This window comes from Enterobacter sichuanensis (genome assembly GCF_002939185.1).
GTDB classification, from domain to species: Bacteria; Pseudomonadota; Gammaproteobacteria; order Enterobacterales; family Enterobacteriaceae; genus Enterobacter; species Enterobacter sichuanensis.
In genome coordinates, this window is sequence record NZ_POVL01000040.1 from 1 (window position 1) to 16,863 (window position 16,863).

The window sequence follows — 16,863 nt, forward strand, 5'->3', positions numbered from 1 at the left end:
CCCGGACAGGCCGATATCCAGCACGTCCACGCCCGCGTCCTGCAGCCCTTTCGCCAGGGCCAGCTTCAGGGATTCACTGGTCAGACGCACGTCGCCGCCCAGCACGATGGTTTTTGGCTTCAGATATTCGCCGTACGCGCGGCCAATGCGCCACGCAATGTCTTCATTCAGCTCTTCGCCCAGCTTGCCGCGAATATCGTAGGCTTTAAAACAGGTTAACTTTTCCATGATGACCCCTTTTTCAGGCAACAGTTGGCCCGCCCGATTAACAGGCAAAATTGTTTTTATTCATTCGTAGGCCGGATAAGCGAAGCGCCATCCGGCGTTAAAGACGGTGCTAGACCCGGCCGTAGCGGTCCTGGAAGCGCACGATGTCGTCCTCTTCCAGATACGAGCCGGAGCGCACCTCAATTAAGTCGAGAGGAATTTTCCCGGGGTTCTCCAGACAGTGCGTCGCCCCCAGCGGAATATAGATGGACTCATTTTCGCCCAGCAGCTTCACTTCACCGTCGATGGTGACTTTCGCCGTACCTGCTACCACCACCCAGTGCTCCGCGCGGTGGTGGTGCATCTGCACCGACAACCCCTCGCCCGGTTTCACGGTGATGCGCTTCACCTGATAACGCTCGCCCGCATCGATGGAGTCGTATTTGCCCCACGGACGGTACACTTCGCGGTGAATGTGGTGCTCGTATCGGCCATCCGCCTTGATCTTCTCAACCACTTTTTTAACGTCCTGCACGGCGTTACGGTCGGCAATCAGCACGGCGTCTTTCGTCTGGACCACCACCAGATCTTTCACCCCGACCGTAGTGACCAGGCCGGATTCGGCGTAGACGTAGCTGTTCTCGGTTTTGTGGCTAATCACATCACCGTGATGGACGTTACCCTCCGGGGTATGGGCGCTAATCTCCCACAGTGAGGACCAGGAGCCCACATCGCTCCAGCCCGCATCCATCGGCACCACCACGGCGTCTGCCGTGCGCTCCATGACCGCGTAGTCAATAGACTCTTCCGGGCAGGCGAGGAAAGCCGCTTCATCGACGCGGATAAAATCGAGATCCGGATCCACCACGTTCATGGCTTTTTCGCAGGCGCTCAGGATATCCGGACGGTATTTCTGCAACTCTTCCAGATAGCGACCGGCGCGGAACAGGAACATGCCGCTGTTCCAGTAATATTCCCCGCTGGCGACGTAGGCCTGCGCGGTTTCCAGATTCGGTTTCTCAACGAACTGCGCAACGTCAAACGCCACGCTGTCGCCTTCGCCCGGCGTTACGTTGCCGCGACGAATATAGCCATAGCCGGTTTCCGGCAGATCCGGCACGATGCCGAAGGTCACCAGTTTGCCGCTTTCCGCGTAAGGAATGGCCGCGCGAACCGCGTCGCGGAAGGCCTCTTCCTGCTGAATAACATGGTCTGCCGCCAGCACCAGCATCAGCGGATCACAATCCGGGCTGCTGCGTTTTGCCGCCAGCGCCGCCAGGGCGATCGCGGGTGCGGTGTTGCGTCCGGCAGGCTCCAGAATGATATTTTCTGTGAGTTTGTTCAGCTGGCGCAGCTGCTCGGCAACAATAAAACGGTGCTGTTCGTTACAAATCACCACCGGGCTTTCACACTCCACGCCCTGCAGACGGTTTACCGTCGTCTGCAGCATGGTGAGATCCCCTTTCAGGCAGAGGAACTGTTTTGGATAGAGCACGCGGGACAGCGGCCACAACCGGCTACCAGAGCCACCAGCCATCACAACCGGATACAAAGTGGTTTGACTCATGATTTATCCCCGTATATCTGCAATAAATTGGCTCAGCACGTTCTCTTTATCGAGCGTGCGTTCGGCATATTCACGTGCCACCGTGTTTACTTTTGGCATGGCAAGTGCCTGTTCAATGCCGGAGACCAGCGCCGGGACCGATTCCGGCTCCACGCACACCGCAATCCCCGGGTAGCTGTCACACAGCTGGCCTAATTCGGTTTCGGCTTCGGCCGTAATCACTGCGTTACCGCCCACTGCCAGAATGTTGGTCAGCTTGGACGGCAGCACCGCATCCGCCGCGCCGCGTTTTTGCACCACCAGATGGCAGTCGCCCATCTTCAGCAACGCAGGCAGTGCCTCGTAGGACTGAAGCGGGAAGAACTTCACGTTGGACAGGCCGCGCTCGCTCGCCATCTTCTCCAGCCGCGCTTTCCCACCACCCTGCCCGACAATCACAAACATCCATGGATGCTGGCTCAGCTGCTGAGCCGCTTCAATCACGTTCTCCAGCCCCTGCTTTTCGCCGATGTTGCCTGAGTAAAGAATGATTTTTTGATCATCAGGCAGACCGAGCTCTGCACGTAACGTCTGGGCGTCTTGCTCAGTCACGTCGCGAAAACGCGCCACTTCGGACCAGTTCGGGAAGAAGATCACCTTCTGGGCCGGGACGCCCTTCTCCTGCGCCTTGTTCATCATTGAGCGCGAAATGGTCGAGACATAATCGACGTTATGCAGACCGCTGCGCTCAAACGCGCTGGCGAGCTTCGCCACCTTGCCGCCTTTGCTTTTGCCTGCCATCCCCAGACCCAGCATGGCGTCGACTTCATAATCCTGAATGTGCAGCAGGGTGCGGGCGCCGGAGAGTTTGCCCAGCAGGCGCATGCCCGGCGTGCAAAACAGCGTCGGCACCACGCCGATGATGCGATCCGGCTTCCAGCGACGCTGCGCCATCAGCGGGAAGAAGCTGCTCAGCGCAAAGCTGCCGAGATGAATCAGCCGTTTCAGCGTCGAGGGCTGCTTTGGCACATACAGCGGACAGCGCCAGACGGTCGCCGCGCCCTCTTCGCGACGGTAGCGCCAGCTTGAGTAGCGCTCCCCCACTTTCCATTCCGGGTAGTACGGCGGCGCGGTAATGACCCGCACGTCATGTCCCTGGCTCGCCATCCACTCGACCATCTCGCCGGTATATTTCCCGATACCGGTCAGCTCCGGCGAGTAGTTGATTCCATACACCAATATTTTCATAAGCCCGGCACCTCAGACTGACGATCGGCAAGGAAATAGGCACGGCTGTTGTCGTGCACATTGTCGCTCGCCAGCAGTGCCTCTGGCGTCTGCCAGCGGTAGTCGTCATGCTGAGAATCAGGCAGACGCAGGTCTGCCTCACTCACCTTCAGGCGGAACCCCAGCACGATGTAGTGCGTGGAGAACCCGGTACCTGAAAAGTTATCGTCATAGAAGTGCTGCCAGACCCCGTAAAACTGGCCCGCTGCCATCGGCAGCTGCAGGCCCAGTTCCGCCAGAGTGAGACGCTCAAACGCATCGCTCAACGTCTCATCCTTCTGCACGCGCCCGCCGGGCACGAACCAGAAGCCCTGAGCAGGACGGTTGGTTCGTTTCCCCAGCAAGAACTCGCCGCGTTCGTTCTCCACGATCAAATCAATTGAGATGAGCGGAGTGGAACGCACCACCGTGGCAAAATCTTCCTGACTTAAAAACATCATTACCCCCGGAAGCGATGCTGGTTTTCCAGGAACCACTGGTAGGTACTGGCCAGCCCCTGCTCCAGTGACACCTCGTGATACCAGCCCAACTGATGCAGTCGGGTCACGTCCAGCAGTTTGCGCGGCGTGCCGTCCGGCTTGGTGGCGTCAAACACCACGCGGCCTTTGTAGCCCACCACCTGCGCGATGGTTTGCGCCAGCTCGCGAATGGTGCAGTCCACGCCGGTGCCCACGTTGATGTGCGACAGCATCGGCTCGGTGTTCTCCTGCCACACTTCGCGATCCAGCTCCATCACGTGAATGCTGGCGGCAGCCATGTCGTCCACGTGCAGGAATTCCCGCATCGGCGTGCCGCTGCCCCACACCACCACGTCCGGTGCGTTCTCGGCGGTCGCCTCGTGGAAACGACGCAGCAGCGCCGGGATCACGTGCGAGTTGCTCGGGTGGAAGTTGTCGTGCGGTCCGTACAGGTTGGTCGGCATCACCGAACGATAGTCACGGTTGTACTGGCGGTTGTAGGACTCGCACAGCTTGATCCCGGCAATCTTGGCAATCGCGTACGGCTCGTTGGTCGCTTCCAGGGTACCCTGCAGCAGCTCGCTTTCGGCGATCGGCTGCTTCGCCATTTTCGGGTAAATACAGGATGAGCCGAGGAACAGCAGCTTGTTCACGTTGTGCAGATGCGCCGCGTGAATGATGTTGCTCTCAATCATCATGTTTTCGTAGATGAAATCCGCCGGGTAGGTGTTGTTGGCAACAATGCCACCCACCTTCGCCGCCGCCAGATACACCTGGTCAATGCGTTCGCTGGCAAAGAAGTCCTGTACCGCACGGCTGTCGAGCAGGTTCAGCTCGTCACGCGTGCGGACAATCACCTCGACGTCACCGCGCTGTTCCAGCTGTCGAACAATCGCGGAACCCACCATTCCGCGATGACCGGCGACAAAAATACGTTGTTTTGTCATTCTCAGGACTCCAGCGCGATGGCAACCTCGTAGCCATGAGACTTGAGCAGAGAGTGTTTTTTCGCTGCTTCAAGATCTTTGGCCACCATCTCAGAGACCATCTCCTGCAGAGTGGTTTCTGGTTTCCAGCCCAGTTTCTCGTGCGCTTTGGTTGGGTCGCCCAGCAGGGTTTCCACTTCAGCAGGACGGAAGTAGCGCGGGTCAACCTGGACAATCACGTCGCCTGGCTTCACGCCCGGCGCGTCGTGACCGGTCACAGACACCACGATGCCCTTCTCTTCCACGCCGGTACCTTCAAAGCGCAGTTTGATACCCAGCTGCGCGGCAGCCTTTTCCACGAACTGACGTACGGAGTACTGCACGCCGGTGGCAATCACGAAGTCTTCCGGTTTGTCCTGCTGCAGCATCATCCACTGCATTTTCACGTAGTCTTTGGCATGGCCCCAGTCACGCAGGGAGTCCATGTTGCCGAGGTGCAGGCATGATTCCAGACCCTGCGCGATGTTGGCGATAGCGCGGGTGATTTTGCGGGTCACGAAGGTTTCGCCGCGGCGCGGTGATTCGTGGTTGAACAGAATGCCGTTACAGGCGTACATGCCGTAGGATTCACGGTAGTTCACGGTGATCCAGTAGGCGTACAGTTTTGCTACCGCGTACGGAGAACGTGGGTAGAACGGCGTGGTCTCTTTCTGCGGGATTTCCTGCACCAGACCGTACAGCTCAGAGGTGGATGCCTGGTAGAAGCGGGTTTTCTTCTCCAGACCCAGGAAGCGAATGGCTTCCAGCAGACGCAGCGTACCCATGGCATCCACGTCAGCGGTGTATTCCGGGGATTCGAAGGAGACCGCAACGTGGCTCATCGCGCCCAGGTTGTAGACTTCATCCGGCTGCACTTCCTGCAGGATACGGGTCAGGTTGGAGGTATCGGTCAGGTCGCCGTAGTGCAGGTGGAATTTCGGGTTCGCCGCGTGCGGATCCTGGTAAATATGATCGACACGTTCGGTGTTGAAAGAAGACGCACGACGTTTAATACCGTGTACTTCATAACCTTTTTCCAGCAGTAACTCTGCCAGGTAAGAACCATCCTGCCCGGTAACGCCGGTGATGAGAGCGACTTTAGACATGTTTATATTCCTCTGTACTTATCAAAGTTTTTCAGTTTCAACGCGTTCGCGTATCACCACTGCGGGGTTGCCACGGCAAACTGTATTTGCCGGTAGCGATTTAAAAACGCTGCTGCGGGCACCGACTACCGTGCCATCACCAACAGAAACACCCGGTGCAACAAAAACATCCGTTGCCAGCCAGCATTTTTCGCCAATCACAACAGGCGAAGCGGTAATATCAAAATGCTGACTCATAAAGTCATGGCTGCCGGTGCACAAATAACATTTCTGTGACACCACCGAATTTGCGCCAATCGTAATCTCACCCAGGGTATATAACACCGCGTCATCCCCTACCCATGCGTAATCCCCGAGCGTTAATTTCCAGGGGTAGGTAATTTTCACCGAAGGCCGAATGACTACGTTTTTTCCGATTTTTGCGCCAAACAGGCGCAATAAAAATGCTCGCCAGCGGTACAATATTTGCGGTGACCAGGCAAATAACGTTGCCTGAACGGCCCACCACAGTTGCACTTTAATACCGCTCCCGCCCCGAAAACCTTTCGGCACGGAGAAACCGCTCAGATCCTGCATTGCGTTTCCTTATATTCAGGCTTTGTTATATAAGGTTTTCGTTTTACCTGTCGTACGCAGGCGTAACAAATAAGATAATTCCGCCCAGAACCCCGGCACGCGTAATATTTTACGCTGCACGTTTTTGGCATCCTGGCACAATTCCAGATTATTAGACGTTGACACGCCGCCCATTGAAAATTCCGACACCAGGCCTTTCAGGCGACGGAACGGGTAGCCGGATTTATACAGACTGGCGGCCAGCGCATAATCCGAAGAGACTTTATATTGCAAATCGTAAGGCTGTTTTTTCAGACCCTTAACCGGGAAGAAAATGGCCTGATGGCTGGCCGGCAAGCTGTGGTAGATATACCAGCCTGGCTTCGCGCTCCGGCATATTTTATGTCCGTCGCCAAAATCGAGCAGCGCGTCGCCAATATACATGGCATCCTCTTTCTGGCGCGCCAGCTGACGGGCAAACAGCGCTACATCGTCATGGAAAACATCACCGGAATTGAGGAAGATGGCGTAGCGCCCTTGCGCCATGTTGATGCCTTTGTTCATTGCATCGTAGATGCCTTTATCTTTCTCGCTGACGTAGCGTAAGTTGAACTCACCGTTGAGTTTTTCCAGAAACTCCGCCGTGCCATCGTTCGAGCCACCGTCGACCACAATCCACTCAAAGGTGAGGCTTGGGTCGCGCGCCAGGTTACGCAGCGAGCGCCAGGTTTTTACCACCCCTTCGTAATTACGAAAAGCGACAGTAATGACGCTAAGAAACATAAGACCACCTCGTCATGAATTCGTAATATTAAGCGCTTTACGCAAAATAAACGGACAAACAATTAAGAACGCATATTCCGGGCTAAATATTGACCCGGTAAAAAACAGCGACACCGGTGTGAACAGATAAAGCTGCACGCGAAAGTTCTGGTTATCCCCAAACGCGTTAATCATCATTTTGAAAACTTTAAACAGATACCACAGAGTCAACAGTACGGCGAACCACGAAAAATAAATAATTAACAGATACAGACCATTGTCTATGGTTTTACCGACATCCGCACCGTTAAAGATTCCGAATGATGCAACATATTCGTAAAGTGAGCCGAATCTTACTACGCCATCAATATGGGTTAAGGAATAACCCACCATCACCAGTGGACCAATAATGCGATAATAGGACGAAGACCCTTCCGTTCCCAAATCACCCAGACGTTCTGAGATGTACGGGAATGCAAATATCACGCCTACCAAAAATACCGTCAGGGAGATAATCGCCAGCGGCAGTTTTTTCTTAATCGCCTCTTTGTTCAGGTACTGGAACGCCCACTCCAGCAGGTAAAACAGGATAAATGTCATTACCCCTGAGAACGATCCAGACAGAACAATTCCTGCAAGAATCATAGCATCGGTCTTAGGCGTTTTGATACCAAACTGTTTGATGCTGAGCCAAATTGAGATTAATGCCAGAGCAAAAAACGCCGGTTCAAAATAGAGCGCGGTGGTACGTTTCCCGCCAAACTTAATGAAGTTCAATACATAGCTGTTGCTGTAAATGAGATATTTCGAAATTATCTCCATCAGGCTGCTGCCACCGGTGAGAATAATTTGCGCCATCTCCATGGCGGCAAGCATAACAATTAACGCAACGGCAATATAAAAGAACCTAAGGATTTTCCGATAATTGTGCGGAGAAATAGTTTTAAACCGAATACTCCAGACCATACCGATAATAATGACAATATAAACAAACAGCATGGTCGAGGTGACGTATTTACTGGCATCCAGCGACTGGCCAAAGATGTAGTTAAACAGCGTCAGGCCCGTGCCCAACCCTAAGGCAATCATCAGCTTCTTCAGGTTGATTTTATCGACATACAGCAGAAGCAGAACGGGCAAGAAGGTGACGATGGTTATCGGGAAGCTTTCGCCGAGCTGGGCAATCTTGACGTTGACCAGCAGGTAGATCAGCGGCAGCAGCAGATAACTACAGATTCTGATAGAACGAGACATACTCCTCCAGCATCTGTTGTCCGCTGTACGCCTTGCGGCTGCGGTTGCGGAACGATTCCAGGTCAGTGCCAAAAACAGTCCGGGCAATCTGCGCCTTCGGCAATTGAACCAGCGGCAAAATTTCCTGTTCCGCGAAGGTTTTCCCGCCGGATTTCTCCAGCACTTCTCGCGCCGCGTCGCTGTGGGTGGCAAGTACCGGTACACCAATGGAGAGCGCTTCACAGAGGATCAGCGGATAGTTATCCACGCGGGAACTGAACACCAGCGCATCCATTTCATTCAGCGCGCTCATCAGTTTGCGTTTGTCGGTTTCAAACCCGTGGTTCACCACGTTGGCCCCTTCGAACGGCGAGAATTTGCCGAAGGTGTGCAGTTCAATTTTGTCACCCAGCGCCATCATGTCGCGCACCAGCTGCTGGTTGGTTTTGCCGTCGTAGCGCAGGTCATGGGCAACGATAGCGATTTTCGGTTTGCCTGTGGTTTCCGCCACCGGCGTCAGTTCGGCAAGAATGGCTTCCGTCGCCACGTCGATGCCGTTGTTGATAATCTGGCAGCGCCCTGCCCCGTACAGGCTGTTGAAGGCATCGGCCACGTGCTGGCTCGGGGAGATAAACGTACAGCCGAGCGAGAGCATGTCCCGAAACAGCTGACGCTTTCCTTCCACCATCTGGTGGGCGCGGTCCACTTTCACCGGCGGGTAGTTGCTCAGGGTCGGGCATTTCTGACAGTTATTTTTCCAGCCTTCACAGCCGTCGGTAAACGCGCAGCGGCCGGTCACGCTCCAGTGATCGTGCAGCGTCCAGACAAAGCGGGTATCGGGCTTGTGGGCCTTCACCTTCTGGCAAAACGCCACCACCTCTTCCAGATTCAGCCAGTAGCTGTGCAGCACGTGAAAATGGAGCACAACCGGGCCGGTGGTGCGCGTCACCGTGCGATAAAGAGAGTTCAGGTTGCCAAACAGATCGCGGTTAAACAGACGGAACAGCGCAATGTTAGCAATCGATGTCAGGCGCGGCGTGTGCTTCTGCACCTGCGGGAAGTTATCGTGGCTGACGCTTTTCTTGCCGCCTTTGCCATAGCCGTAAATAAACCGGGACTGAAGTCCTTTTTGCAGGGCGCGCTGATGCAGATCCAGTGCCACGCCTGCTGCTCCGCCTTCTGCGAGGCGTACGTTAAATTGCAGAATGTTCATTTAATCACCTTCACGCGGGCTTTTTCTCCCACCACCAGCGCGTTATCCGGAATGCTGTCCAGCACCACGCTGCCAGCACCAATCGTGACGTTGTTACCAATCGTGATGTCACCAATGATTACCACGTTCGCGCCCAGCTCAACGTTATTGCCGATGACCGGGCAGGCCAGGCTGTCTGGCCCGCGGTTGCCAATGGTGACCGCATGACGAATGGTGAAATCATCCCCCGCGACCACAAACTTGTTGATCACCACCGCATAGCCGTGGTGGATGGTGAAGCGGCGGCCAATGGTGGCAGCGGCCTGAATCTCATAGCCAAAAAAGCATTCCGTGATGATGCGGTACAGCACCAGAACCGGTGCCGCCCAGAGATTATTCAGCACGTTTTTCTTACGCCACACTGAGCAGAAATGGGCGATGCGGTACGCCAGAACCATGCAGCACGGGCGCAGGCTCCAGCTGTTTGCGCGGCAATCTTCCAGAAACATTATTTCCCCCGAAGTCCATCAGCCAGGCGCTTGCCGTTACGTACGGAAAGCAGCGTCAGCAGCGTGCGCCAGTTCATACGCTTATTGCGGATCTGATAGAGGGTAAAGAGCTGATATTTACGGCTGGCACGGTCAAACTTGTCCTTGTGCTTGCGGTAAAAATGGAAGTAGCCAGAGAATTTCTTCGGCGAGGAGGTGATTTGCATCTCCCCGTGGTTGATGTGCAGGATCTGCGTGGCCTCTTCCACTTTCCACGGCTCGCCATACTCCACCACCATGCGCAGGAAGATGTCGTAATCCTGCGCGGCCTTCAGTTCGGTATCGAACAGGCACTCTTTAAAGCGCCACGCCCAGGTAAAGACCTGATTACCGATAATGTTGCGCTTGTAGAACAGGCGACGGGAATACGGTGATTTCGGATACAGCGGCAGACTGGCCGGCTGCGAGTACACCTCGCCCTGGCAGACATAGTCGTTGGCATACAGGAATGCGTGCGTGACCAGCTGTTCTTTGTGCGAGAGGAACACAGACAGGCGGTTTGGCGTCCATTCGTCATCGTCATCGATCCCGGTCAGATACTGCCCTTTGGCCTGCATAATCGCCTGATTACGCACCGCGCAGGCACCGGAATTAATCGCGTTGTGCGTATAGACCACCCGCGGATCGTTGAGGTCAGTTACAAATTTTTGCAGCTGTTCATACGAGGAGGAACAGTCATCCACGATGATCAGTTCCCAGTTTTCGTAATCCTGACGTAGTACCGACTTAATTGCGCGGATCGCCAGCTGCTGACGATTCCATGTCGGCATATAGATTGAAATCAAAGGGCTATATGTACTCATCATTTCCCCTTACCCCTCACCCCGGCCCTCTCCCCGGAGGGGAGAGGGAGAAAAACTGCACCGAGCCGTCCCCTCTCCCCTCCGGGGAGAGGGTTAGGGTGAGGGGGGTTGTGTTTATATTTTTTGCTTATTTACTGTCAGACTTATATTCGTACTCGTAATACCCGTAATCCTGATACCCGCTCGCGCGGCGGAAGATGGAGTTCAGGATCACCCCTTTCACCTCAATACCGTTTTGCTCGAAGCGGCTCAGGCTGGTTTCTACCTCTTTCAGGGTGTTCACCGCATAGCGCGCTACCATCAGGGTGGTTCCCGCCAGGCGCCCTACCACGGCGGCATCGGTTACGGCCAGAATTGGCGGCGTATCGATCAGCACCAGGTCATAGTTTTTGCTCGCCCACTCCACCAGCTCGGTGAACCGTTCGCTCATCAGCAGTTCAGAGGGGTTTGGCGGCACCTGACCACGCGGGATGAGATCGAATTTCGGGATGGTGGTCGGTTTCGCGCTCTGGCTAATGTCACCTTTGCCGAGCAGGATCTCCGACAGACCGTTGACGTTATTGGTACCCAGCAGTTCGTGGGTATAGCCCTTACGCATATCGCAGTCGATCAGCAGAACACGCTTGTTGGTCTGGCTGACCACCGCCGCCAGGTTGGCGCAGACAAAGGTTTTGCCGATTGACGGGCTGACGCCGGTCAACATCAGAACGTTGTTTTTGGCCTGCATCATGGCGAAGTGCAGGCTGGTACGCAGGCTACGTATCGCTTCGATGGCGAGGTCGGTTGGGTTACCCACCGCCAGCAGCTGGCTCTGTTTGTAACGCTTGACGCCTTTGATGGTTTTGACGCTGTCGCGGGATTTTTGCCACTCCGACAGCGGAATGCTGGCATAGACGTTGATACCGCTCTCTTCCAGCACCTGCGTGCTTTCGATGCCGCGGTTGAACAGCGAACGCAGCAGCACGCCCACGATGGAGAGCATCAGGCCGAGAATAATGCTGCCGAGAATGATCAGTGCTTTTTTCGGCTTCAGCACGCCAGGCTGGGTGATCGCCGGGTCGACGATGCGCACGTCACCGACGGTACTGGCCTCGGTGATTTTCAGCTCCTGCTGTTTATTCAGCAGCTGCATGTAAACCTGCTGGCCGGACTCCACGTCACGGGTCAGACGTACAATTTCCTGCTGGGTTTTCGGCATCGCGGTGACGCGGTCATTGAGCTTCGCCTTCTCCTCTTCCAGGGTGCGGCGTTTCTCCAGCAGCGTGCGGTAGGCCGGGTGGCGTTTGGTATACAGCTTGGAAATCTCCGCCTCTTTGAAGGTCAGCTCGTTGAGCTGGGCATCGATGTTAACCATCGAATCGAGGACCGATTTCGCCTCCAGCGGCAGGTCGACAGAGTCTTTATCCTGACGATAGGCATTCAGCTTGTTCTCGGCTTCATCCAGGCGGGCGCGCACTTCCGGCAGCTGTTTTGACAGGAACGCCAGGCTTTTCGCCGCTTCAGCCGACTTACGCTCAACGTTCTGCTCAAGATAGTTGCGGGTAATGCTGTTCAGGATGTCACGGATTTGATCCTTATCTTCACCGGTAAAGGTCATGCTCAGCACGCCGGTGTCCTTACCGTTTTCGGTCACAGTAAGGTTGTTTTGCAGGTTATTAATCATCCCCAGCGTGGAGAATTTGGTGACGGTAAACTCCCCGCCTTCCTGGGCGTTGATCGCGCTGACCATCATGCTGACGCCGTCTTTGGTCAGCATCTGCCCCACTTCTCCGCGTGCGCTAAAGCCCGCATCGCTGGTTAACTGGTACTGTTTCGGACCGAGCACCGTCAGGGTAAAAGTCTGATCGGCGGCCCCTTTCGGTAGCACGAAGTCCGTTACTTTCACCGTGTCGTTGTTTCTGCCCATCAGCCGATCCCAGCCAGCACCAAAGATCGGGAAGGTGTTTTTGGTGACGGAGATATCAAGCCCGAGGTCGTGAACCGTTTTGCCCAGCACCAGGCGCGACTGGATAAGCTGAATTTCAGCCTCGGACGCCGGTGGCTTGTTCGCCAGCGCAGAGCCAATGTCCTGCACCAGCGAGTTGCCGGTGTTCTGCTCGATCTGCACCAGCGCGTCGGCGCTGTAGATAGGGGTGGCGAACAGCGTGTAGACGACGGCCGCAGCGGCAAACACGGCGGTAATGCCCAGCACCCACCACTTTGCCTCGACAACCGTGCCGACCAGGCGCCCAATATCAATTTCATCACTGCCCGAAGTCGGGGCGGCAGAAGATCGTGTTTTTTCTGTCATTGTTATCCCTGCTGAGCTTTCAGTGCCTGCGCCCACTGCTGGGCAGACTGATCAAGTAAGGTGTAAACCGCCTCGAAGGCCTCAAGGCTTTTGCGATACGGATCGGGGATTTCGCGTTCATTGTCCCAGTGACCAAACAGCATCACTTTGCCGCGCATCTCCGGTGCGATATCGCACAGCGCATGGATATGGCGTTTCTCCATCGCCAGGATCAGGTCGTACTCCCGGCACATGCGGCTGGTGACCTGACGGGCAACGTGACCGTCAAGGGAAAGGTTATGATCCCGTGCGACGCTCGTTGCCCGCTCATCGGCACCTTTACCGACCAGCGCGCCCAGCCCTGCTGAATCAACGGTCAGTTCGGGCTGGTAGTGTTTCAACAACCGTTCAGCCGTGGGGGAACGGCAAATGTTCCCCACGCATACCACCAGAATTTTGTTAAACATCGCGAATTACCAGGTATGAATGTCGCGCGCCGTATCCGTCATGTAGCGAACGCCACTGATGGTTGGCAGCAACTGGTTGATCAGACGGTTCCAGCGGGCAACCGGCGCGGTGGTGACATACACCACATCGTATGGCTGGAGACGGAACTCCGTCGCCATCACCAGAGAGGTCGCATCGGACATATCCAGCTGGTAGATGTTGGCAATCTTGCCTTTCGCACTGCCTTCACCCTTCAGCGGACGGATGACGAAGATACCGGTCGCGTTAGAGGTCGTCAGATCGATACCTTCAGCATTGCCCAGCGCTTCGGTCAGGGTCATACCGCTGAAGTCCATTTTGAGGGTGCTCTGTTTCTTCACTTCACCCATCACGAAGACTTTCAGATCGTCGTTGCGTGGTACGTAGAGAATGTCGCCCGGATAGAGCAGGCGGTTCTGGGTCAGATCGCCGTTTTGCATCAGCGCCTGCAGCGAAATGCGCTGCTCTTTCCCGTTATGAGTCAGCACCACGTTGCGCCAGTCGGCACCGTCGGTTAAGCCGCCCGCGGCGTTAATGGCATCCAGCACGGTCAGCGGCACGTTGGTAATAGCCTGCTGGCCCGATTTATTCACCTGGCCGGAGATATAGGCTTTTTGCGAGCGGAATGCGGCGATATTAACGTCCACCTGCGGATCGGCGATGTACTGCGCTAAGCGGCCGGTAATATCACTACGGATCTCGGCAAGCGTTTTGCCGGCAACATGGACCTTACCAATATAGGGATAGAACATGGTGCCATCTGACTGCACCCAGTTACCGGTGTCGCTTGAGCTGCGGTACTGGCCCGCGGGTGTGGTCAGTTCAGGGTGGTCCCAGACGGTCACGTTAATCACGTCACCTGGCCCCACGCGGTACTGATAAGAGGCAATTTCCTGGTCCAGCGACATATTCGGCTGGGCAACATTCGGACGTGGACGTAATTGTTCGACCAGTCGAGGCGTAAGTGGATAAACATTCACCATTTTGTCGAGATCAAAATCGGCATCCTGTTGCTTGATCACATCCTTACCCATTGTTGACATATTGCTGCCGGGAAAGACCGTGCAACCACTCATCAAGGTCACAGACACCAATAATGGCATCAATTTCATTTTGGATTTCATCATTGATTATTTATCACTTTGGCAGAGTAATTATCCTGTGCAATTTAAATAAGCTCGGGTCGTATTGGGTTTCAGCATGCAGTTAATCAAATAGAAATATAACTGGCATCAGTCCTAAAAAAAGCTTATTCATCCATTGGCTATTGACAGAATAATCGAGGCTGATTCACACGCTTTCAGGCACGCTACCGCCCTTGGCTTTCAGTTACCAATCCACTGACTAAACAATGTGTTATGGATAGACACCCTCTTGAGCAAGGTCTTCTGGAAATATATCAGCCGCTGGCGATGCCCGACGGATAATGAATAACCATCCCTGAAGACCGAACAATAATAGCAACACTGAGATTTAACATTTGATGCTGGGAGAATTGTTGCAGCTAACCTAATAGCAGGCAAGGAGACAACTGTCCTAATATCGGTTTTTAAGATTAATATTAAGAGCAAACTTTTGACCTTTTAGGATTTTCTTTATATTGACAAAAAGAGAGCTAAAACCATTACCTGCGATATATCCTAAAATGATATTCCGGTAATAAAAGAGACGTATTTTCCTTATTTACAGGGTCAGCAGAACAGGCTCTTTTTAGCGAGACGTATTAAGAGAAATCTCAGCCCGGCATTGCAATTTCCCCCGGCTTTATCCATGATCGAAGTGTGACATTCGTCATATAACAGAAGGTATTGCTATTACTATGGAATGGATTGCCGATCCCTCAATCTGGGCCGGGCTGGTTACGCTGGTCGTCATCGAGCTTGTGCTCGGGATTGATAATCTGGTCTTTATCGCCATCCTCGCTGAAAAACTGCCCCCTTCCCAGCGCGACCGCGCGCGCGTGACGGGTCTGCTGCTGGCGATGGTGATGCGCTTACTGCTGCTGGCCTCTATCTCCTGGCTGGTGACCCTGACTCAGCCTCTGTTTTCGATACACGGCCTGAGCTTTAGCGCCCGCGATCTGATCATGCTCTTCGGCGGGTTATTTCTGTTGTTTAAAGCCACCGTAGAACTCAACGAACGGCTCGAAGGTAAAGACAGTGAGAACCCGACCCAGCGCCGCGGGGCGAAATTCTGGCCGGTGGTGGCACAAATTGTGGTGCTGGATGCGGTCTTCTCCCTCGACTCGGTGATCACCGCCGTCGGGATGGTGGACCATCTTGCGGTGATGATGGCGGCGGTGATTATCGCCATTACGCTGATGGTGATGGCCAGCAAGGCGCTGACCCGGTTTGTGAACAGTCACCCGACCATCGTTATCCTCTGTCTGAGCTTCCTGCTGATGATTGGCTTTAGCCTGGTGGCCGACGGTTTTGGATTCCATATCCCGAAAGGCTATCTGTACGCCGCCATTGGCTTCTCCGTGATGATTGAGGCGCTTAACCAGCTGGCGATATTTAACCGCCGCCGCTTCCTTTCCGCCAATCAGACCCTGCGCCAGCGCACGGCCGACACGGTCATGCGCCTGCTGAGCGGTAAGAAAGAGGATGCGGAGCTGGACGCCGAATCCTCCGCCATGCTGGCCGATCACAGCGAAGGGCAAATCTTTAACCCGCAGGAGCGGCTGATGATTGAGCGGGTGCTCAATCTCAACCAGCGCACGGTCAGCAGTATCATGACCTCGCGCCATGACATTGAGCATATCGACCTGACGGCCCCGGAAGCGCAAATCCGCGCCCTGCTGGATAAAAACCAGCACACCCGCGTGGTGGTGACCGGCGGTGAAGAGGAGGAGGAGCTGCTGGGGGTGGTGCACGTCATCGACCTGCTGCAACAGCAGTTGCACGGTGAGGCGCTTAATCTCCGCGCTCTGGTACGCCAGCCGCTGGTGTTTCCGGAGGGACTTCCGCTGCTCTCCGCCCTGGAGCAGTTCCGCAACGCGCGCACGCATTTTGCCTTTGTGGTGGATGAGTTTGGATCGGTTGAAGGGCTGGTCACGCTCAGCGACGTGATGGAAACCATCGCCGGTAATTTGCCTAACGAGGTGGATGAGATTGATGCTCGCCATGACATCCAGAAAAACGCCGACGGCTCCTGGACGGCCAACGGCCATATGCCCCTTGAAGACCTGGTGCAATATGTGCCCTTGCCGCTGGATGAAAAACGGGAATATCACACCATTGCCGGCCTGCTGATGGAGTATTTGCAGCGTATCCCGCAGCCGGGGGAAGAGGTTCAGGTGGGGGACTATCTGCTGAAAACGCTGCAGATTGAAAACCATCGCGTACAGAAGGTTCAGCTCATCCCGTTGCGGGACGAGGAAGAACTCGATTTTGAGGTGTAGGTAAAACAAAACGGCAACCCGGTTGCCGTTTTAGGGTTTGCTC

The 16,863-nt window shown here is 54.9% G+C and carries 15 protein-coding genes and 1 pseudogene; 1 reads left to right on the forward strand and 15 read right to left on the reverse strand.

The window, feature by feature from the left end:
• The 15 genes and pseudogenes from C5687_RS16940 to C5687_RS17010 form a co-directional block, all read right to left on the reverse strand.
• Positions 1 to 228 (reverse strand): annotated as a pseudogene (locus C5687_RS16940) (phosphomannomutase CpsG); the annotation flags it as partial.
• A gap of 109 nt (positions 229 to 337) precedes the next feature.
• The gene (cpsB, locus tag C5687_RS16945; protein ID WP_104557422.1) at positions 338 to 1,774 is read right to left on the reverse strand and encodes a mannose-1-phosphate guanyltransferase; all 1,437 of its coding nucleotides are present in this window, start codon (positions 1,772 to 1,774) and stop codon (positions 338 to 340) included.
• A gap of 3 nt (positions 1,775 to 1,777) precedes the next feature.
• Complete coding sequence (gene wcaI, locus C5687_RS16950; protein ID WP_025758734.1) at positions 1,778 to 3,001, reverse strand: colanic acid biosynthesis fucosyltransferase WcaI; 1,224 nt, start codon at positions 2,999 to 3,001, stop codon at positions 1,778 to 1,780.
• Complete coding sequence (locus C5687_RS16955) at positions 2,998 to 3,477, reverse strand: GDP-mannose mannosyl hydrolase (RefSeq protein WP_095441738.1); 480 nt, start codon at positions 3,475 to 3,477, stop codon at positions 2,998 to 3,000. Before C5687_RS16955 ends, wcaI begins: the two co-directional genes overlap by 4 nt.
• A 2-nt stretch (positions 3,478 to 3,479) precedes the next feature.
• Positions 3,480 to 4,445 carry a GDP-L-fucose synthase gene (gene fcl / locus C5687_RS16960; RefSeq protein WP_025758731.1) on the reverse strand — a complete coding sequence of 322 codons (966 nt, stop codon included), beginning with the start codon at positions 4,443 to 4,445 and terminating at the stop codon, positions 3,480 to 3,482.
• Positions 4,446 to 4,447: 2 nt separating this feature from the next.
• Positions 4,448 to 5,569, reverse strand: a complete 1,122-nt coding sequence (gmd, locus tag C5687_RS16965) for a GDP-mannose 4,6-dehydratase (RefSeq protein WP_104557423.1) — start codon at positions 5,567 to 5,569, stop codon at positions 4,448 to 4,450.
• Positions 5,570 to 5,590: 21 nt separating this feature from the next.
• A complete protein-coding gene (gene wcaF, locus C5687_RS16970) occupies positions 5,591 to 6,145 on the reverse strand; it encodes a colanic acid biosynthesis acetyltransferase WcaF (RefSeq protein ID WP_025758729.1) in 555 nt (184 codons plus the stop codon).
• 15 nt (positions 6,146 to 6,160) lie between these two features.
• Entirely contained in the window at positions 6,161 to 6,907 is a 747-nt protein-coding gene (wcaE, locus tag C5687_RS16975) for a colanic acid biosynthesis glycosyltransferase WcaE (protein WP_025758727.1), read from the reverse strand.
• Between the two features lie 12 nt (positions 6,908 to 6,919).
• Positions 6,920 to 8,140 carry a colanic acid polymerase WcaD gene (gene wcaD, locus C5687_RS16980; RefSeq protein WP_025758726.1) on the reverse strand — a complete coding sequence of 407 codons (1,221 nt, stop codon included), beginning with the start codon at positions 8,138 to 8,140 and terminating at the stop codon, positions 6,920 to 6,922.
• The gene (gene wcaC / locus C5687_RS16985) at positions 8,115 to 9,332 is read right to left on the reverse strand and encodes a colanic acid biosynthesis glycosyltransferase WcaC (RefSeq protein WP_104557424.1); all 1,218 of its coding nucleotides are present in this window, start codon (positions 9,330 to 9,332) and stop codon (positions 8,115 to 8,117) included. The genes wcaD and wcaC overlap by 26 nt, the downstream gene beginning before the upstream one ends.
• Complete coding sequence (wcaB, locus tag C5687_RS16990) at positions 9,329 to 9,820, reverse strand: colanic acid biosynthesis acetyltransferase WcaB (RefSeq protein ID WP_014170825.1); 492 nt, start codon at positions 9,818 to 9,820, stop codon at positions 9,329 to 9,331. The genes wcaC and wcaB overlap by 4 nt, the downstream gene beginning before the upstream one ends.
• Positions 9,820 to 10,662 (reverse strand): colanic acid biosynthesis glycosyltransferase WcaA, encoded by an 843-nt coding sequence (gene wcaA, locus C5687_RS16995; protein ID WP_095450370.1) that lies wholly within the window; start codon positions 10,660 to 10,662, stop codon positions 9,820 to 9,822. Before wcaA ends, wcaB begins: the two co-directional genes overlap by 1 nt.
• A gap of 127 nt (positions 10,663 to 10,789) precedes the next feature.
• Positions 10,790 to 12,952 (reverse strand): tyrosine-protein kinase Wzc, encoded by a 2,163-nt coding sequence (gene wzc / locus C5687_RS17000; RefSeq protein WP_045285620.1) that lies wholly within the window; start codon positions 12,950 to 12,952, stop codon positions 10,790 to 10,792.
• A gap of 2 nt (positions 12,953 to 12,954) precedes the next feature.
• Entirely contained in the window at positions 12,955 to 13,398 is a 444-nt protein-coding gene (gene wzb, locus C5687_RS17005) for a low molecular weight protein-tyrosine-phosphatase Wzb (RefSeq protein ID WP_025758721.1), read from the reverse strand.
• A 6-nt stretch (positions 13,399 to 13,404) separates the two neighbouring features.
• A complete protein-coding gene (locus tag C5687_RS17010; protein WP_014170829.1) occupies positions 13,405 to 14,544 on the reverse strand; it encodes a polysaccharide export protein in 1,140 nt (379 codons plus the stop codon).
• Positions 14,545 to 15,236: 692 nt separating this feature from the next.
• Between C5687_RS17010 and C5687_RS17015 the strand changes: the two genes are divergently transcribed.
• Complete coding sequence (locus tag C5687_RS17015; RefSeq protein WP_047959058.1) at positions 15,237 to 16,820, forward strand: TerC family protein; 1,584 nt, start codon at positions 15,237 to 15,239, stop codon at positions 16,818 to 16,820.
• Positions 16,821 to 16,863: the final 43 nt, after the last annotated feature.